15 protein-coding genes and 1 tRNA gene are annotated in these 17,453 nt (G+C 69.1%); 6 read left to right on the top strand and 10 right to left on the bottom strand.

Features of this window, described 5'->3' with window-relative positions; genetic code table 11:
- Positions 1-9 precede the first annotated feature (9 nt).
- The 6 genes from ABC766_RS13170 to ABC766_RS13195 form a co-directional block, all read right to left on the bottom strand.
- A complete protein-coding gene (locus ABC766_RS13170; RefSeq protein WP_342141404.1) occupies positions 10-729 on the bottom strand; it encodes an aspartate/glutamate racemase family protein in 720 nt (239 codons plus the stop codon).
- Between the two features lie 69 nt (positions 730-798).
- A complete protein-coding gene (gene lon, locus ABC766_RS13175; RefSeq protein WP_043357208.1) occupies positions 799-3,225 on the bottom strand; it encodes an endopeptidase La in 2,427 nt (808 codons plus the stop codon).
- A 248-nt stretch (positions 3,226-3,473) separates the two neighbouring features.
- Complete coding sequence (clpX, locus tag ABC766_RS13180; protein ID WP_043385521.1) at positions 3,474-4,745, bottom strand: ATP-dependent Clp protease ATP-binding subunit ClpX; 1,272 nt, start codon at positions 4,743-4,745, stop codon at positions 3,474-3,476.
- A gap of 186 nt (positions 4,746-4,931) precedes the next feature.
- Positions 4,932-5,558 carry an ATP-dependent Clp protease proteolytic subunit gene (locus ABC766_RS13185; protein ID WP_012322036.1) on the bottom strand — a complete coding sequence of 209 codons (627 nt, stop codon included), beginning with the start codon at positions 5,556-5,558 and terminating at the stop codon, positions 4,932-4,934.
- Between the two features lie 127 nt (positions 5,559-5,685).
- The gene (gene tig, locus ABC766_RS13190) at positions 5,686-7,095 is read right to left on the bottom strand and encodes a trigger factor (RefSeq protein ID WP_043347496.1); all 1,410 of its coding nucleotides are present in this window, start codon (positions 7,093-7,095) and stop codon (positions 5,686-5,688) included.
- Between the two features lie 131 nt (positions 7,096-7,226).
- Positions 7,227-7,311 (bottom strand) — tRNA-Leu (locus tag ABC766_RS13195).
- Between the two features lie 148 nt (positions 7,312-7,459).
- Between ABC766_RS13195 and ABC766_RS13200 the strand changes: the two genes are divergently transcribed.
- The gene (locus ABC766_RS13200; protein WP_342141403.1) at positions 7,460-8,944 is read left to right on the top strand and encodes a multicopper oxidase family protein; all 1,485 of its coding nucleotides are present in this window, start codon (positions 7,460-7,462) and stop codon (positions 8,942-8,944) included.
- Here ABC766_RS13200 and ABC766_RS13205 read toward each other — a convergent pair.
- Positions 8,937-10,436 (bottom strand): NAD(P)H-hydrate dehydratase, encoded by a 1,500-nt coding sequence (locus ABC766_RS13205; RefSeq protein WP_342141402.1) that lies wholly within the window; start codon positions 10,434-10,436, stop codon positions 8,937-8,939. The genes ABC766_RS13200 and ABC766_RS13205 overlap by 8 nt on opposite strands.
- Positions 10,437-10,630: 194 nt before the next feature.
- Here ABC766_RS13205 and ABC766_RS13210 point away from each other — a divergent pair, with 194 nt between their 5' ends.
- Both ABC766_RS13210 and ABC766_RS13215 read left to right on the top strand, forming a co-directional pair.
- On the top strand, positions 10,631-10,969 hold the full coding sequence (locus tag ABC766_RS13210; RefSeq protein ID WP_003600526.1) for a P-II family nitrogen regulator: 339 nt from the start codon (positions 10,631-10,633) through the stop codon (positions 10,967-10,969).
- Positions 10,970-11,132: 163 nt separating this feature from the next.
- Positions 11,133-11,312, top strand: coding sequence for a DUF2735 domain-containing protein (locus ABC766_RS13215; protein ID WP_043347490.1), 180 nt, complete (start codon positions 11,133-11,135; stop codon positions 11,310-11,312).
- Between the two features lie 194 nt (positions 11,313-11,506).
- Here ABC766_RS13215 and ABC766_RS13220 read toward each other — a convergent pair whose 3' ends face one another.
- A complete protein-coding gene (locus ABC766_RS13220) occupies positions 11,507-12,541 on the bottom strand; it encodes a glutamine synthetase beta-grasp domain-containing protein (RefSeq protein WP_043347488.1) in 1,035 nt (344 codons plus the stop codon).
- A gap of 335 nt (positions 12,542-12,876) precedes the next feature.
- Between ABC766_RS13220 and glnA the strand changes: the two genes are divergently transcribed.
- Together glnA and ABC766_RS13230 are read left to right on the top strand one after the other, a co-directional pair.
- Positions 12,877-14,286, top strand: coding sequence for a type I glutamate--ammonia ligase (glnA, locus tag ABC766_RS13225; RefSeq protein WP_043385529.1), 1,410 nt, complete (start codon positions 12,877-12,879; stop codon positions 14,284-14,286).
- 218 nt (positions 14,287-14,504) lie between these two features.
- Complete coding sequence (locus ABC766_RS13230; protein ID WP_043760218.1) at positions 14,505-15,143, top strand: VOC family protein; 639 nt, start codon at positions 14,505-14,507, stop codon at positions 15,141-15,143.
- Positions 15,144-15,307: 164 nt separating this feature from the next.
- Here the strand turns inward: ABC766_RS13230 and ABC766_RS13235 are convergent, their stop codons facing one another.
- On the bottom strand, positions 15,308-15,931 hold the full coding sequence (locus ABC766_RS13235) for a ribonuclease D (RefSeq protein WP_043760216.1): 624 nt from the start codon (positions 15,929-15,931) through the stop codon (positions 15,308-15,310).
- 98 nt (positions 15,932-16,029) lie between these two features.
- Here ABC766_RS13235 and ABC766_RS13240 point away from each other — a divergent pair, with 98 nt between their 5' ends.
- Positions 16,030-16,458 (top strand): cupin domain-containing protein, encoded by a 429-nt coding sequence (locus ABC766_RS13240; protein ID WP_274926325.1) that lies wholly within the window; start codon positions 16,030-16,032, stop codon positions 16,456-16,458.
- Here ABC766_RS13240 and yddG read toward each other — a convergent pair.
- The gene (gene yddG / locus ABC766_RS13245; RefSeq protein ID WP_342141114.1) at positions 16,455-17,378 is read right to left on the bottom strand and encodes an aromatic amino acid exporter YddG; all 924 of its coding nucleotides are present in this window, start codon (positions 17,376-17,378) and stop codon (positions 16,455-16,457) included. The two genes, ABC766_RS13240 and yddG, sit on opposite strands and share 4 nt — an antisense overlap.
- Between the last annotated feature and the right edge of the window lie 75 nt (positions 17,379-17,453).

Below are 17,453 nucleotides of genomic sequence, written 5' to 3' on the forward strand. Positions count from 1 at the left end.
GGATCGGCGTCAGGGATCGACGAGCCGCGCCGCCAGTGCCGGCGCCAAGCCAACGCTCTCCACGGGCTCTGGCCTGAACCGGACCTTCCCGGTCGCACCCGCTGCCAGAACCGCACGGGTTCCCGCCTCGACCGAGCAGATCAGCGGCACGGAAACCTGCGCCGCGATCCGCCGCGCCAGTCCCGCGAGGCCGGCGCCCCCGAGAATGACGCGCTCGGCGCCGGACGCCGCGCAGGCGCGGCAGGCCTCGGCCAGGGTCGCCAGGGCGGCGTCCGGATCACGGGCGATGGCGCCACCGCTCGGAGCCACCGTGTGGAGCGCCGCCAGAGCATCGGACAGGCCGAGGGCCGCCACGAATTCCCGCAGCATCGGCTCCCAGGCCGCGCCCCCGGTGACGATGCCGAACCGGCCCGCCGCGGCGGCCTCGCGACAGGCGGCTTCCGCCATGCCGATGACCGGCACCCGCGACAGCTCCCGCAAGGCGAGAAGACCCGGATCGCCGAAGCAGGCCAGATACACCGCGTCGCACTCAGCCCCGTGCTCCGCGAGGGCGTCGAGCGCCGCATGGCCGGCGATGGATGCGGCAGCCCGGCTCGCGATGTAACGCGCCCCGAAGCGGCCTGTGACGGCGCGCAGTTCCGCTTGGTCACCGAGTTGCGCACGGACATGGGCGGCGACGAGGTCGGTGACATGCGCGCTGGTGTTCGGGTTGATCAGCAGGACGCGCATCCAAGCCTCCGCGCATGAAAAAGCCCCCGGTGCGAAGCTCCGGGGGCTCGTCTCATTCGGACGTCTTCGTCAGTGGGCCACGAAGGCGGCGCCGTCTTCCTCGGTCCGGGCAGGCTTGGCCACCGGCAGCGGCTCTTCCCACTCGATCGCCTCGGGCTGACGGACCAGCGCCTTCTCCAGTACCTGATCCATCCGCGAGACCGGAACGATCTCCAGCCCGTTCTTCACGCTGTCGGGCACCTCGGCGATGTCCTTGGCGTTCTCCTCGGGGATCAGCACCGTCTTGATGCCGCCGCGCAGCGCGGCGAGCAGCTTCTCCTTCAGGCCGCCGATCGGCAGGACCCGACCGCGGAGCGTCACCTCGCCGGTCATCGCGACGTCGCGGCGCACCGGGATCCCGGTCAGCGTCGAGATGATCGCGGTGGCCATGGCGATGCCGGCCGACGGACCGTCCTTCGGGGTCGCCCCCTCCGGAACGTGGACGTGGATGTCGCGACGCTCGAAGAGCGGCGGCTCGATCCCGAAGTCGATCGCCCGGGAGCGGACGTAGCTCGCTGCCGCCGAGATCGACTCCTTCATCACGTCCTTCAGGTTGCCGGTGACCGTCATCTTGCCCTTGCCGGGCATCATGACGCCCTCGATCGTCAGCAACTCGCCGCCGACCTCGGTCCAGGCCAGACCCGTGACCACACCCACCTGATCGTCCGCGTCGATCTCGCCGTAGCGGAACTTCGGCGGGCCGAGGAAGACCGGAAGGGTCTCCGTCGTCACCGCGACCGACTTGGTCTTGGTGATCAGGATCTCCTTCACCGCCTTGCGGATCAGGTTGGACAGCTCGCGCTCCAGGTTCCGGACGCCGGCCTCCCGCGTGTAGCGGCGGACCAGCATCATCAGCCCGTCATCGTCGATCGACCACTCGTGCGTCCCCAGCCCGTGCTTCTTCAGGGCGTTCGGGATCAGGTGCTTGCGCGCGATCTCGACCTTCTCCTCCTCGGTGTATCCGGCGATGCGGATCACCTCCATCCGGTCCATGAGCGGGCCCGGGATGTTGAGGGTGTTGGCCGTGGTCACGAACATCACGTTCGAGAGGTCGTAATCCACCTCCAGGTAGTGGTCGTTGAAGGTGCTGTTCTGCTCAGGGTCGAGCACCTCGAGGAGCGCCGCCGACGGATCGCCGCGGAAGTCCATGCCCATCTTGTCGATCTCGTCGAGCAGGATGAGCGGGTTCGAGGTCTTGGCCTTGCGCATCGACTGCACGATCTTGCCGGGCATCGAGCCGATATAGGTCCGGCGGTGACCGCGGATTTCGGCCTCGTCACGGACGCCGCCGAGCGACATGCGCACGAACTCGCGACCCGTCGCCTTGGCGATGGACTTGCCGAGTGAGGTCTTGCCGACGCCGGGGGGACCGACGAGGCACAGGATCGGACCGGTGAGCTTGTTCGCCCGCTGCTGCACAGCGAGGTACTCGACGATCCGCTCCTTGACCTTGTCGAGGCCGAAATGGTCCTCGTCGAGGAGCGCCTGGGCGCCGAGGAGGTCCTTCTTGATCTTCGAGCGCTTGCCCCACGGGATGCCGAGCATCCAGTCGAGGTAGTTGCGCACGACGGTCGCCTCGGCCGACATCGGCGACATCTGGCGCAGCTTCTTCAGCTCCGCCGTCGCCTTGTCGCGGGCCTCCTTGGAGAGCTTGGTCTTCTCGATCTTCTCTTCCAGCTCGGCCAGCTCGTCGCGGCCATCCTCGGAGTCGCCCAGCTCCTTCTGGATCGCCTTCATCTGCTCGTTCAGGTAGTACTCGCGCTGGGTCTTCTCCATCTGCCGCTTGACGCGGGTCCGGATGCGCTTCTCCACCTGCAGCACGGAGATCTCGCTCTCCATGAGCGACAGCACGCGCTCGAGGCGCTGCGCCACCGTGGGGGTCTCCAGGATGCCCTGCTTGTCGGAAATCTTGACGAGCAGATGCGAGCCGATCGTGTCGGCGAGCTTGGACGGCTCGTCGATCTGGGTCACGGCAGAGACGACCTCGGGCGAGATCTTCTTATTCAACTTGACGTAGTTCTCGAACTCCGAGAGCACCGAGCGCGCGAGCGCCTCGGCCTCGACGCGGTCGCCGAGCTCGTCGTGCAGGGCCTCGGCGGTGGCCTCGTAGTACTCGTCCGAGCGGGTGAAGCCCGTGACCTTGGCGCGGCCGACGCCTTCCACCAGCACCTTCACGGTGCCGTCGGGCAGCTTCAGGAGCTGGAGGACGGAGGCAAGGGTGCCGATCTTGTAGATAGCATCGGTGGCCGGATCGTCGTCGCCCGCGTTGATCTGGGTGGCGAGCAGGATGTGGCGGTCGGTGCGGACCGCCTCCTCAAGGGCGCGGATCGACTTCTCGCGCCCCACGAACAGGGGCACGATCATGTGCGGGAAGACGACGATGTCGCGCAGGGGGAGGACGGCGTAGGTGCCCGTCGTGCCCGGGACCACCGGCTGGCGCGATTTCGACTGTGACATGCTGACTTCCTCTCAGGGACGCCCGGGTTCGGCACCTCCAAGCATGGAGCGCGCCTACAGCCAGGGGCCGACCGGGCCGCGAGGGTCGGAATTTCGAAAACTTTGCGGCTGGTGACGCGGACCGGACCTCGAAGGAGCGTGCGGCCACCGCGCTGAGCCTGAGGTGGCTGCGGGGCGCAGCGTTTTCAAGATGTTCCCCGCAGCGCGCCCGGCCGGAGCCGGGCGCTTAACACAACCCTACCAAGCGCTTACGCGCTGACGCTGGCGGGCGCTTCCTTGTTGCGGTCGCCGTGGATGTAGAGCGGGCGCGACTTGCCCTCGACCACCTCCGGACCGATCACGACCTGCTCCACAGACTCGAGGCCCGGCAGGTCGTACATCGTGTCGAGCAGGATCGTCTCCAGGATGGAGCGCAGGCCGCGGGCGCCGGTCTTGCGCTCGATCGCCTTGCGGGCGACGAGCGACAGCGCGTCGTCCTGGAACGTCAGATCGACGTTCTCCATCTCGAAGAGCCGCTGGTACTGCTTGACCAGGGCGTTCTTCGGCTCCTGCAGGATCTTCTTCAGCGCGGCCTCGTCGAGATCCTCAAGCGTCGCCAGGACCGGCAGGCGGCCGACGAACTCGGGGATGAGGCCGAACTTCAGGAGGTCCTCCGGCTCGACCGAGCGGAAGATCTCGCCGGTGCGGCGGTCGTCCGGGGCCTGCACGGTCGCGCCGAAGCCGATCGAGGTGCCCTTGCCGCGCTGGGAGATGATCCGCTCCAGCCCCGCGAAGGCGCCGCCGCAGATGAACAGGATGTTGGTCGTGTCGACCTGCAGGAATTCCTGCTGCGGGTGCTTCCGGCCGCCCTGGGGCGGAACGGAGGCGACCGTGCCCTCCATGATCTTCAGGAGCGCCTGCTGCACGCCCTCGCCCGACACGTCGCGGGTGATCGACGGGTTGTCGGATTTGCGGGAGATCTTGTCGATCTCGTCGATGTAGACGATGCCGCGCTGCGCCCGCTCGACGTTGTAGTCCGAGGCCTGGAGCAGCTTGAGGATGATGTTCTCGACGTCCTCACCGACGTAGCCGGCCTCGGTGAGGGTCGTGGCATCCGCCATGGTGAACGGCACGTCGAGGATGCGGGCGAGCGTCTGCGCGAGCAGCGTCTTGCCCGAGCCGGTCGGCCCGATCAGCATGATGTTGGACTTGGCCAGCTCGACGTCGTTGTGCTTCGTCGCGTGCGCGAGCCGCTTGTAGTGATTGTGCACGGCGACCGAGAGGACCTTCTTGGCGAAGTCCTGGCCGATGACGTAGTCGTCGAGGACGCGGCGGATCTCCTTCGGGGTCGGCACCCCGTCGCGGCTCTTCACCAGCGAGGATTTCGACTCCTCGCGGATGATGTCCATGCACAGCTCGACGCACTCGTCGCAGATGAACACGGTCGGGCCAGCGATCAGCTTGCGGACCTCGTGCTGGCTCTTGCCGCAGAACGAGCAATACAGCGTGCTCTTCGAGTCGTTGCCGCCAGTCTTGCTCATATCGGTCTCCGATTCCTCGCGTCCGCAGCCGGCAAGGGGGCGGACGCGCATCGTTTGAATGTAGGGGGCCCGTTTAAAGAAACAGTGTGCTGCGCGCCTTTGACCGAAGGGCCCGATCTCGGATGCAAACACGCTGCCGCGGCGGGATCAAGGCCGCGCCGCGGCGGTCAGGCGTCGCGGATCCGATCAGGCGGCTGCCGGCTCGGGGCGCTTCTCAATCACCTCGTCGATGAGCCCGAACTCCTTGGCCGCGTCCGCGGTCATGAAGTTGTCGCGCTCAAGGGCGGTGTGGATCGTGTCGTAGTCGCGACCCGTGTGCTTCACGTAGATCTCGTTCAGGCGCCGCTTCAGCGCCTCGATCTCGCGGGCATGGATCAGGATGTCGGTCGCCTGGCCCTGGAAGCCGCCCGACGGCTGATGGACCATGATCCGGGCGTTCGGCAGGGCGAAGCGATGGCCGGGCTCGCCGGCGGTGAGCAGCAGCGATCCCATGGAGGCGGCCTGGCCGACGCACAGCGTCGTCACCGGGCAGCGGATGAACTGCATCGTGTCGTAGATCGACAGGCCCGAGGTGACCACGCCGCCGGGGGAGTTGATGTAGAAGGAAATTTCCTTCTTCGGGTTCTCCGCCTCGAGGAACAGCAGCTGCGCCACGATCAGCGACGCGCCGTAATCCTCCACGGGGCCGGTGAGGAAGATGATGCGCTCGCGCAGCAGGCGGGAGTAGATGTCGAAGGCGCGCTCGCCGCGGCTCGATTGCTCGACGACCATCGGCACGAGCGCATTGTTGTAGACGTCGATCGGATCTCTCATCTCGTCCTGCCCAGGAGTGAGGCCCGGGGCTGCCGCGAATCAGGGCAGCCCCGGGCATGTCAGCGAACACCGGCGATGCTTAACCATCGCCTAACCCTTGCCCGCCGTCGCTCGGACAGGGCGGGACTCAGTCGGCCTTTGCCTCGGTCTTGGCCTCGGCCTTGTCTGCCGGCTTCTCGCCGGTCGTGTCGTCGTCATCTTCGTCTGCGAAAAGCGCCTCTTTCGAGACAGGCTCCTCGACGAGTTTGACCTGCCCGAGGACGTGGTCAACGACCTTCTCCTCGAACAGGGGCGCGCGGAGTTCCGCGAGCGCCTGCGCATTCTTCCGGTAGAAGTCCCAGACCTGCTGCTCCTGGCCCGGGAACTGCCGGACCCGGGCGATGAGGGCCTGGTTCACCTCCTCGTCCGAGACCTTGATATCGGCGCTCTCGCCGACCTGCGCAAGCACGAGACCGAGACGGACGCGCCGTTCCGCGATCTTCCGGTACTCGGCCTGGGCCTTCTCCTCGGTGGTGTCCTCATCCTCGAAGGTCTTGCCGCGCGTCTTGAGGTCCTGCTCGACCTGGGCCCACACCGCGGCGAATTCCTGCGCCACCAGGGACGGAGGCAGCTCGAAGGCGTACTTGCCGTCCAGGGCGTCGAGGAGGTCCTTCTTGAGGCGGCGGCGCGTGGCGGCTTCGAAGTCGCGGCCGATCGCCTCCGACACGGCCTCGCGGAGCTTCTCCAGCGACTCCATGCCCATGGACTTGGCGAACTCGTCGTCCACCTTGGCCTCGCCCGGAGCCTGGATCTTCGTGACCGTCACGTCGAACTCGGCGTCCTTGCCGGCGAGGTGCTCGGCCCCGTAGGATTCGGGGAAGGTGACCTTCACGAGCGGCTTGTCGCCGACCTTGGCGCCGACGAGCTGGTCCTCGAAGCCCGGGATGAACGAGCCGGAGCCGAGCTCCAGATCGATGCCCTCGCCCTTGCCGCCCTGGAACTCCTCGCCGTCGATGCGGCCGACGAAGTCGATGGTGACGCGGTCGCCGCTCTGGGCCTCCGCGCCCTCGTCGCGCTCGGCGAACGGGCGGCCCTGGCCGGCCATGCGCTCCAGGGCCTCGTCCACCTCCGCGTCGGAAGGCTTGGCGACGCGCTTGGTCAGGCTGACGTCGGAGAGGTCGGCGAGTTCGAAGCTCGGCATCACCTCGAGGGCGACCTTGAAGGCGAGGTCACCCTTGGCGTCGAGCGCCTTCTCGACCTCGGCCTGATCGCTCGGGAACTCGACCTGCGGCTCCAGGGCGAGCTTGAGGCCGTTGTCGGCGACGATCTGGCGATTGGCCTCGTTGACGGCGTTCTGCACCACCTCGGCCATCACGGAGCGGCCGTAGACCTTGCGCAGATGCGCGACCGGCACCTTGCCGGGGCGGAAGCCCTTGAGCTGCACCTTGTCCTTCATGCCGGACAGCTCGTTGGTCAGGCGCTCCTCGAGTTCCTGGGCGGCCAGCAGAACCTGAAACTCGCGCTTCAGCCCCTGGGCGTTGATCTCGGTCACCTGCATCGTCGTCGTCGCTCTTCAAAGAAACCTGGGTTCGCCGGCCGGGCCGGCGTCGTGCTCGCGCGGACCGGGATGCCGAGATGTCGGGTACGGGACGGAGGGTCCCGAGGGGACCGCTACCGCAGCAGACGTCCTGGTGCGGGCGGAGGGGCTCGAACCCCCACGTCTTGCGACACTGGAACCTAAATCCAGCGCGTCTACCAGTTCCGCCACGCCCGCGCGCGCCGACATCCGGCGCATCGCCGGCCGCCGGAAGCGCGCCCTATAGCATGGGCCGGCCGGCCCGCAGCAAAAAACTTACCCCTGTGGCGCGGGAGCCGACACGCCGCTATGGAGCGAACCCGTCGCGAGCCGCAGCCGAGATCCCATGCCGCCATCCCGCCCCGTGCCGCCGACCGATTCGCGCGCCGGCTCGCCGTCGCGCCGGAGCCTCCTCGCCACCGCCGCCGCCTTCGGGCTGGTGCCGGACGCGGCGCGGGCCCAGGCGCCGAGCCCGACCCCCGGCAACGGGGCGGCGTCTCCGGCGCAACCGGAACCCGCCGTCCTGCCGGCGGCCCCCGGCCGGGCTCGGTTCCGGCCGGAGCCCGCGCCCGAAACGCCGGTCTGGTGCTTCGACGGCAAGGCCCTGCCGCCCGTCGTCCGGGTCAAGCTCGGCCAGCCGGTGCGGCTGAAGGTCGAGAACCGGACCGACAAGCCGCTCGCGTTGCACTGGCACGGGGTGCGCAACGTCAACGCCATGGACGGCGTCGGCGGGGTGACCCAGGCGCCGATCCCGCCGGGCGGCGACTTCCTCTACGCGTTCACGCCGCCGGATGCCGGCTCCTACCTGATCCGGCCGTTGGTCGTCGGGGGGTCGAGCGAACCGTCGGGGCGCGGGCTCGCGGGCATGCTGGTCGTCGAGGAGGTAAATCCGCCCGCCGTCGATGCCGATGTCAGCGTCGTCCTGCAGGATTGGCGGCTCGAGGATGACGGCACGCTCATGCCCTTCGGGCAGGTTCCGCTCGCGGCCGCACACGGGCGCCTCGGCAACCTCGTCACGGTCAACGGCAAGCCGGTGCCGGGTATCTTCGAGGCCCGCCCCGGCGCCCGGGTCCGCCTGCGCCTCGGCAATGCCTGCAACGCCCGGGCGACGCGCATCAAGTTCGAAGGCGTCAAGGTCTACGTGGCGGCGGTCGACGGTCAGCCTACCGACACGTTCGAGCCGCTCCGGGCCACCCTGCCCTTCCCGCCGGGAACCCGCTACGACCTGCTCGTCGACCTGCCGGAGGAGGAAGGCGCCACCTGCGCGATCCACGCGCTGATCGGCAAGGGCCTCATCCTGGCCAGCGTCACCACGAAGGGAGCCAAGATCACCGAGAAGCGGCCGCCGATCGGGCCGATCGGCGAGAACAAGCGCCTGCCGGCCGAGGTCAAGCTCCAGAACGCCCTGCGCCGCGACGTCGTGATCACCGGCGGCGCCTTCGTGCCGAAGGACAAGGGAGGCGCCAAGGACGGTCCGGCGCCCGACGCCGTCTATACGGGCGATCCGCAGAAGATCTGGTCGGTGAACGGTGCGAGCGGCACCACGGGCCTCCAGCCGATCTTCTCGGTGAAGCGCGGCCAGGTCGTGGTGCTGGCCCTGCGCAACGACACCGCCTTTCCCCAGGCCCTGCACCTGCACGGCCATTGCTTCCGGCTGCTCCACCCCCTCGACGATGGCTGGGAGCCCTACTGGCTGGACACGTTCCAGCTCCTGGAGGGCAGGACCGCACGGATCGGCTTCCTGGCCGACAATCCGGGGCGCTGGCTGATCAGCGCCACGGTGCTGGAGCGGTTCGACACCGGCCTGTGGACCGTCTTCGAAGTCACCTGAGCGCGGATTCGACGAGGTCCCGGAGCACCGCCGGCATCAGCTCCGGGATGTCCTCGGCGATCAGGCCGGGACCGTGGCGCAGGCCGGCATCGCCGTGGAGCCACACCCCGGCGGCGGCGGCCTCGAAGGGGTCCATGCCCTGGGCCATCAGGCCGGCGATCAGGCCACCCAGCACATCCCCGGAGCCCGCAGTGCCGAGATAGGGGCTGCCGTGATCGTTGATCGCCGCGCGGCCGTCCGGGGCGGCGACGACGGTATCGGCGCCCTTGAGGACCACGACGGCGCCGGTGAGTTCCGCCGCCGCGCGGGTCCGCGCGACCTTGTCGGCGGCGCCTGCCGCCGCCGTACCGTCGAAGAGCCGCGCGAACTCGCCGGCATGGGGGGTCAGGACGGCCCGGGCATCGCCATCCGCCAAATGGGCGGCGAGAAGGCGCGCCTGCCCGGCGAAGCTCGTCAGCGCGTCGGCATCGAGAACGAGGCCGCGCCCGGCCGCCGCCGCCACGGCGACGCGTTCCCGGGTGGGCTCGCCGGTCCCGAGTCCCGGACCGGCCAGAACCACATTCAGCCGCTCGTCGGTGAGCAGGTCGTCGAGGTCATCGGCACTGTCGCAAGGCCGCAGCATGATCGCCGTGAGATGCGCGGCGTTCTCAGCGAGCGCCGCGGGCGGCGACGCGACGGTCACGAGCCCGGCGCCGACCCGCAGGGCACCGCGGGCGGCCAGCCGGGCGGCCCCGGTCTTCGTGGCCGGCCCGGACAGCACGAGGGCGTGGCCGCGGGTGTATTTGTGGCTCAATCCGCTGAGCCGCGGGAAGGCTCCGGCCCACAGGTCGGGCCCGTTCCGATGGAGCGGCGGGCCGACGGTCAGACCGGCCGCGAGCGCCTCCGGTCCGGTCCCGATATCCGCGAGGCTGAGTTGCCCGCAGAGGCTGCGCCCGGGTTGGAGCAGGTGTCCGGGCTTGAACGCCACGAAGGTCACGGTCTCCACCGCCCGGATCGCGACACCGCGCACCGCACCGGTATCGCCGTCGATCCCGCTCGGCACGTCGACCGCGAGCACCGGGACCCCGGCGGCGTTCACCGCCTCGACGAGCGCGCGGGCGGCGCCGTCGAGATCGCGCGACAGACCGGCCCCGAACAGGGCGTCGATCACGAGGTGGCAGGACGGCAGCGGGCTGCCGTCGGCCTGACGCACCGGTCCCGTCCAGGCCTCGGCGGCCAGGGCGGCGTCGCCTTTCAGCGCCGCACGCTCACCGAGAAGGACGAGGTCGACGCCGTAGCCGGCCTCCGCCATCAGGCGCGCGGCCACGAAGCCGTCGCCTCCGTTGTTGCCGGGTCCGCACAGGACGACCGTCTTTCCGCCCGCCGGCAGACGAGCCCGGGCGCGGGCGGCGACCGCGGCGCCGGCAGCCTCCATCAGCCGGAGGCCCGGCACGCCGCCGTCGATGGCTGCCGCATCGACCCGCCTCATCGCCGCGACCGTCAACAACCGCATGTCCGCCCTCCCCTCTGCCCGTGCACCGATCAGCCCTGACTAAAAACGCGCCAAAAACCGGAGAAGCGCCTGAAGGATGTGCGTGGATCGCACATGAAATAGGCACTATGGTTGGGCACGCCGCGAAAACGGCATGGCGGAGGCGTCACGAGGATGTTAGAAATGCCCGGCACCGCAGCGCAGGCCCGAGCGGCATGAAGAAGATCGAAGCGATCATCAAGCCTTTCAAGCTCGACGAAGTGAAGGAGGCGCTCCAGGAGGTCGGTCTCCAGGGCATCACCGTCATCGAGGCGAAGGGTTTCGGCCGGCAGAAGGGCCATACGGAGCTCTACCGGGGCGCCGAATACGTGGTCGACTTCCTGCCCAAGGTGAAGCTGGAGATCGTTCTGTCCGACGCCCTTGTGGAGGGCGCCGTCGAGGCGATCCGCAAGTCGGCTCAGACCGGCCGCATCGGCGACGGCAAGATCTTCGTCTCGACCATCGAGGAAGCGATCCGCATCCGCACCGGCGAGACCGGAACGGACGCGATCTGACGCGGGCCGTCCCGCTCCCGCAACGCTTCTCTGCCTAAGATTTCGCACTGCGCGAATGTCCGGCATCGGCGCTTTCCGCACTGGAGCGCCGCCTTCCACACCCCACATCGTCGGGAACGGCTGGCCTGATCGGCCGCTTGAACCCGATGCAGGAGGATGTGCGATGGCCGCGACGGACCCGCGCGAGAGCGCCAAGATCTACGATCTGTCCGCGTTCCGGCGCTCGCGCCTGACCGCGCGGGCCGCTCCGGACGCGAAACCCGCACCCGTGCCGAGCCTCGGCGGCGGCGCGTGGTACCACGAGGCGGCGATCCGCGACGACGAGCGCCCGCGCCGATCCTGAGACCCGAAACTCGGGCGTTCCGCCCGTCCACGCACCCCGCGATACCCATACGTTACAGGGCCGCCGAGCGGAGCTCGCTATCCTGGAGCGCTGGCGCGGGTCATGGACCGGCCCATCCGATCCGGAAACGGCGAAGCCGGACCCGAGGGCCCGGCTTCGTTCGTTTTGTGGGAAGCTGACGCTTCCGACGCGTCTTACGCGGCTGCAGCGGCCTCGGCCGGCACGGAAGCGATCGTCTTCAGCACCTGCGAGGCGATCTGGTAGGGGTCGCCCTGGGAGTTCGGACGGCGATCCTCGAGGTAGCCCTTGTAGCCGTTGTTCACGAAGGAATGCGGCACGCGGATCGAGGCGCCGCGATCGGCCACGCCGTACGAGAACTCGTGGATCGAGGCGGTCTCGTGCTTGCCGGTCAGGCGCATGTGGTTGTCCGGACCGTAGACGGCGATGTGCTCCTCGCGGGCGTTCTTGAACGCCTCCATGAGCTTCTCGAAATACGCCTTACCGCCGTGCTCGCGCATGAACGCGGTCGAGAAGTTGCAGTGCATGCCCGACCCGTTCCAGTCGGTGTCGCCGAGCGGCTTGCAATGGTACTCGACGTCGATGCCGTACTTCTCGCAGAGGCGCTGCAGGAGGTAGCGGGCCATCCACATCTCGTCGGCGGCCTTCTTGGAGCCCTTGCCGAAGATCTGGAACTCCCACTGGCCCTTGGCCACCTCGGCGTTGATGCCCTCGTGGTTGATGCCGGCATCGAGGCAGAGGTCGAGGTGCTCCTCGACGATCTTGCGGGCGACGTCGCCGACGTTCGAGTAGCCGACGCCGGTGTAGTACGGGCCCTGCGGCGCCGGGTAGCCGGAGGCCGGGAAGCCGAGCGGGCGGCCGTCCTTGTACAGGAAGTACTCCTGCTCGAAGCCGAACCAGGCGCCGGCATCGTCCAGGATGGTGGCGCGCTTGTTGGATTCGTGCGGGGTCACGCCGTCCGGCATCATCACTTCGCACATCACCAGCACGCCGTTCTTGCGGGCCGGGTCGGGGAAGTGGCGCACGGGCTTCAGCATGCAGTCGGAGCTGCCGCCCTCGGCCTGCTTGGTGGACGAGCCGTCGAAGCCCCACATCGGGAGCTGCTCGAGGGTCGGGAAGCTGTCGAATTCCTTGATCTGCGTCTTACCGCGGAGGTTCGGGGTCGGCGTGTACCCGTCGAGCCATATGTACTCGAGCTTATATTTGGTCATTCCGGTTCTCTCGTCCGTATCGATGCGCGACCTGGGCAACCCGGGAAGACGCGAACGGCTTGCCGCCTCGTCGACGGCTGCGGCCGCCTTCGCATGGATCGTGCCAGCAGGGCCATTGCCGGAGAACAACGGTGCCCTAGAAACGGTATGGCGCGATCACGGTTTCGAGATCGGACGCAATCGCGGACCGATCGTTCTATCCGGCCGCCGATTCCGGGGCCCGGCGGGTGGCAAGGCACGCCCGCGCCGGATATCAAGCCCCGCTTGCCGGCGCACGCGACCGCGTGCGGGTGCGCCCCGAGAGACGATTCAGAGATCCCTGGAGGATGCCCACGATGACCACTGCGGCCGAGGTGCTGAAGACGATCCGGGACAACGACGTGCGCTACGTGGACTTCCGGTTCACCGACCCGCGCGGCAAGTGGCAGCACGTCACGTTCGACGTGTCGCTCATCGACGAGGAGATCTTCGACGAGGGCACCATGTTCGACGGCTCCTCGATCGCCGGCTGGAAGGCGATCAACGAGTCCGACATGCTGCTGATGCCGGATCCGGTGACCGCCACCCTGGACCCGTTCTTCTCGGCCGCGACCATGTCGATCGTGTGCGACGTGCTGGAGCCGGCCACCGGCGAGCCCTACGGCCGCGACCCGCGCGGCACCGCCAAGCGCGCCGAGGCCTACCTGCAGCAGACCGGCATCGGCGACACGATCTATGTCGGCCCCGAGGCCGAGTTCTTCGTGTTCGACGACGTGAAGTTCGGCGCCGACCCCTACCGCACCGGCTTCGAGCTCGACTCCACCGAGCTGCCGACCAACGGCTTCACCGATTACGAGGGCGGCAACCTCGGCCACCGGGTACAGACCAAGGGCGGCTACTTCCCCGTCCCGCCGCAGGATTCGGCGCAGGACATGCGCGGCGAGATGCTCGCGGCCATGCAGTCCATGGGCGTGAAGGTCGAGAAGCACCACCACGAGGTGGCCTCGGCCCAGCACGAGCTCGGCATGAAGTTCGACACGCTGACCCTGCTCGCCGACCATATGCAGATCTACAAGTACTGCATCCACAACGTCGCGCAGAGCTACGGCAAGTCGGCGACGTTCATGCCCAAGCCCGTCTACGGCGACAACGGCTCGGGCATGCACGTCCACCAGTCGATCTGGAAGGACGGCAAGCCGGTCTTCGCCGGCGACAAGTATGCCGGCCTCTCCCAGGAGTGCCTCTGGTACATCGGCGGTATCATCAAGCACGCCAAGGCGCTGAACGCCTTCACCAACCCGTCGACCAACTCGTACAAGCGCCTGGTGCCGGGCTACGAGGCGCCGGTGCTGCTGGCCTACTCGGCGCGCAACCGCTCGGCCTCCTGCCGCATCCCGTGGACCAAGAGCCCGAAGGCCAAGCGCGTGGAGGTCCGCTTCCCCGACCCGATGGCGAACCCCTACCTCGCCTTCTCGGCGCTGCTGATGGCCGGCCTCGACGGCATCCGCAACAAGATCGACCCGGGTCCGGCCATGGACAAGGATCTCTACGAGCTGCCGCCGCGGGAGCTGAAGAAGATCCCGACCGTGTGCGGCTCGCTCCGCGAGGCGCTCGCCAACCTCGACAAGGACCGGGCCTTCCTCAAGGAGGGCGGCGTGTTCTCGGACGACCAGATCGACTCGTTCATCGAGCTGAAGATGACCGAGGTGCTGCGCTACGAGATGACCCCGCACCCGATCGAGTTCGTGCAGTACTACTCGCTGTAAGGGGATTGCGGGCCGGGCATCGTGCCCGGCCCGGATCTCTCCCAGGCCGGGGCCTCTCGCGGGGCCCCGGCCTTTTTCTTGGGGACGTTCCGGCGTTACCCATCCCCTCCTGATGTTGCGGCGCCGTCAGCACGAAGGCCGGGTCGGGACCCCCGCGGCCCCGGGAATGCCCGGGCGGCCGGCCGCCCAGGCGCTAGCGGTCACACGGAGCCCGCCCGATGCTTACCCTCGACCACCTCGTCGTCGTCGCGCCCGATCTCGCGGAAGGCGTGGCGCATGTCCGGGATTGCCTCGGCCTGACGATGCCGGAAGGCGGGCGCCACCGCGAGATGGGCACCCGCAACCATCTGATGCGTCTCGGCGACGCCACGTTCCTGGAGGTGATCGCTGTCGATCCCGAGGCGCCGGTCCCGCCGCGGGCGCGCTGGTTCGGCCTCGGCGATGCCGCACGGGTGCGGGCCGACTGGGATTCGGGCCGGCGGCTGCGCGGCTTCGTCGCCCGCACGGACGATCTCGACGGCGTTCTCGCCGCCCATGGCGCGCTCCTCGGCGCGGCGGCGACGATGACCCGCGGCGACCTGTCCTGGCGCTTCGCGGTGCCCCCGGGCGGGGTGTGGCCGGCGGACGGGGCAGCGCCGTGCGTCATGGATTGGGGGCAACGCGGGAATCCGGCGGGGCGGATGCCGGATCTCGGCGCTGGTCTGGAGGCGCTCATCCTGACGCATCCGGATCCCGACGCCGTCACGGAGCTGCACGCCGCGCTCGGCCTCGCCGATCCGCCGCGGGTCGTGGCGGGCCCCGGCCCGCGCTGGACCGCCCGGATCACGACGCCGTCCGGCCCGCGGACGCTGACCTGAGCACGACGGACCCTCCTCGCCGGCCTGATCGGGTGGGTGACCGGCGAGGAGGGACTGGCCGGGACCCGGAAGCCCTGGCAACCACAACTTACCAGCGACACATCGCGGTGCGGTGACAGGAAAGTCTCACTCCGCACAGGAAGTGTGCAGAATCCTCCGCCTCCTCAAGTATGCGCGAAGATGTCGGTCTCGGGCCAGCCGTCGAGATCGAGGCGGGCCCGGGTCGGCAGGAAGGCGAAACAGGCGGCCGCGAGATCGCTGCGCCCTTCCCGGGCCAGCATCGCGTCGAGCCGGTCGCGGGCCGCGTGGAGGTGGAGCACGTCCGACGCCGCGTAATCGAGCTGGGCCTGCGACAGATTCTCGGCGCCCCAATCCGAGGATTGCTGCTGCTTCGACAGGTCGACGCCGACGAGTTCGCGGACCACGTCCTTCAGGCCGTGGCGATCCGTATAGGTCCGGGCGAGCTTGGAGGCGATCTTGGTGCAGTAGACCGGCATCGGCATCACCCCGAGCGCCCGATACAGGACCGCCACGTCGAACCGCGCGAAGTGGAAGATCTTGAGGATTTCCGGATCGGCCAGGACGCGCTTGAGCATCACCGGCTCCGGACCGTCTTGCGGGATCTGGACCACGTCGGCCGTCCCGTCGCCGGTGGAGAGCTGCACCACGCAGAGACGATCCCGATGCGGGTTGAGCCCGAGCGTCTCTGTGTCGATGGCCACCGCCCGCCCCGCATCGTAATCGGCGGGCAGGTCGCCGCGGTGGAGACGTACGGTGGGGCTCGGCATCTTTTTCGGACCTTACGGGTTTTTCGGCCGGTAGCATCGGCGTCCAGTGCCGGCAAGCGGCCGGCCGGACGCCGGCGCGGCGGATGGAGAGGCGGATCATGACGGCAGCCGAGGTGATCGCGACGCTGGGGCTGAAACCCCATCCCGAGGGCGGCCATTACCGCGAGACCTTTCGCGATCCCCGCACGGTGGAAGGGCGCTCGGTCGGCACGGCAATCTACTTTCTACTGGATCTCGGCGAGGTCTCGGCGTGGCACCGCGTCGACGCCACAGAGATCTGGCACTGGCATGCCGGCGCGCCGCTCGTGATCACCACGAGCCCCAACGGGCACGACGCCACGGCCCAGCATCTCGGCCCGGATCTCGCCGCGGGGCAGCGCCCACAATGCATCGTGCCGACCGGCCACTGGCAGACCGCCACCAGCCTGGGCGCCTGGACGCTCGTCGGTTGCACGGTCTCGCCGGGCTTCGACTTCGCCGGCTTCGAGATGGCACCGCCGGACTGGCGGCCGACGCCGCGGCGCTAGCCTCGCGTAGGCACCGTCCGCGCCGTCCGCGACGTCCGCACCGCCGTGAGCGCCCCCGCCACGATGAGCAGGCAGGCGACCGCCAGGGCGGGGCTCGGGCTGGCATAGCCCGCCGCCACCAGGATCAGCGTCGAGAGGACCGGCGCCGCGTAGGCCGTGACACCGAGGAGCCGGACGTCGCCGCGCTTGCAGCCGATATCCCAGAGATAGAAGGCCGCCCCCACGGGCCCGAGACCCAGCAGGAGCACGGCGCCCCATTGCACCGCATCGGCCGGCCAGACCGTCGCCTCGAAGGCCAGATGGCACGCGAGGCTGAGCGCCGCCGTGGCGAGGCAGAACCCTGCGACCGCGTCGGTCGGCACCTGCCCGACCCGGGCCGAGAGCACCGAGTATCCGGCCCAGACGAAGGCCGCCGCCAGGGAGGCCGCGTAGCCCGGCAGCGCGCCCGCAGCGAAGGTGAGATCGGCCCGTCCGGCGAACAGGGCCGCGACGCCGGCGAGACCCAGGACCGCCCCGATGAGATGGCCCGGGCGCAACCCGCCCGAGCCCGGCAGGCGGGCCGAGAACAGGACGATCAGCAGCGGCCAGAGATAGTTGATCAGCCCGGCCTCGGCCGGCGGCGCGAGGCGCAGGGCGCTGAAGTAAAGGGCGTGGTAGCCGAACAGGCCTCCGACCCCGAGCAGCCAGACCGGCCAGGGCTGGATCAAGGCGCGGGCGCGGCTCGGCCGGACGATCCAGGTTGCGCAGCCGCACAGGCCGCCGATCAGGAAGGTCATGGCGGCGAGCTGGAACGGCGGCACCGTCCCGGAGGCGGCCGTGAACAGGGCGAGCAGCGACCACAGCAGGATCGCACCGAAGCCCGCGACAGTGGCGGTTGCGCTCTGCGTGCGAAAGGTCGAGATCGATGCAGGCGCGGTCATGGCGTGCCGCTATCACGCCGCTTCCGAGTCGGCGAGACCGGGGTCACGCCGCTGTCACCGTGGCCCTCTACCGGC

The sequence above is a fragment of the Methylobacterium fujisawaense genome (assembly GCF_039619325.1).
Classification (GTDB): Bacteria; Pseudomonadota; Alphaproteobacteria; order Rhizobiales; family Beijerinckiaceae; genus Methylobacterium; species Methylobacterium fujisawaense.

Bases quoted from the DNA above. Each gene is read 5' to 3' on its own strand.
- ABC766_RS13170 (WP_342141404.1), bottom strand. From the start codon at position 729: ATGCGCGTCCTGCTGATCAACCCGAACACCAGCGCGCATGTCACCGAC.
- lon (WP_043357208.1), bottom strand. From the start codon at position 3,225: ATGTCACAGTCGAAATCGCGCCAGCCGGTGGTCCCGGGCACGACGGGC.
- ABC766_RS13235 (WP_043760216.1), bottom strand. From the start codon at position 15,931: ATGCCGAGCCCCACCGTACGTCTCCACCGCGGCGACCTGCCCGCCGAT.
- ABC766_RS13240 (WP_274926325.1), top strand. From the start codon at position 16,030: ATGACGGCAGCCGAGGTGATCGCGACGCTGGGGCTGAAACCCCATCCC.
- ABC766_RS13205 (WP_342141402.1), bottom strand. From the start codon at position 10,436: ATGCGGTTGTTGACGGTCGCGGCGATGAGGCGGGTCGATGCGGCAGCC.
- ABC766_RS13185 (WP_012322036.1), bottom strand. From the start codon at position 5,558: ATGAGAGATCCGATCGACGTCTACAACAATGCGCTCGTGCCGATGGTC.
- ABC766_RS13200 (WP_342141403.1), top strand. From the start codon at position 7,460: ATGCCGCCATCCCGCCCCGTGCCGCCGACCGATTCGCGCGCCGGCTCG.
- ABC766_RS13220 (WP_043347488.1), bottom strand. From the start codon at position 12,541: ATGACCAAATATAAGCTCGAGTACATATGGCTCGACGGGTACACGCCG.
- clpX (WP_043385521.1), bottom strand. From the start codon at position 4,745: ATGAGCAAGACTGGCGGCAACGACTCGAAGAGCACGCTGTATTGCTCG.
- yddG (WP_342141114.1), bottom strand. From the start codon at position 17,378: ATGACCGCGCCTGCATCGATCTCGACCTTTCGCACGCAGAGCGCAACC.
- tig (WP_043347496.1), bottom strand. From the start codon at position 7,095: ATGCAGGTGACCGAGATCAACGCCCAGGGGCTGAAGCGCGAGTTTCAG.
- ABC766_RS13210 (WP_003600526.1), top strand. From the start codon at position 10,631: ATGAAGAAGATCGAAGCGATCATCAAGCCTTTCAAGCTCGACGAAGTG.
- glnA (WP_043385529.1), top strand. From the start codon at position 12,877: ATGACCACTGCGGCCGAGGTGCTGAAGACGATCCGGGACAACGACGTG.
- ABC766_RS13230 (WP_043760218.1), top strand. From the start codon at position 14,505: ATGCTTACCCTCGACCACCTCGTCGTCGTCGCGCCCGATCTCGCGGAA.
- ABC766_RS13215 (WP_043347490.1), top strand. From the start codon at position 11,133: ATGGCCGCGACGGACCCGCGCGAGAGCGCCAAGATCTACGATCTGTCC.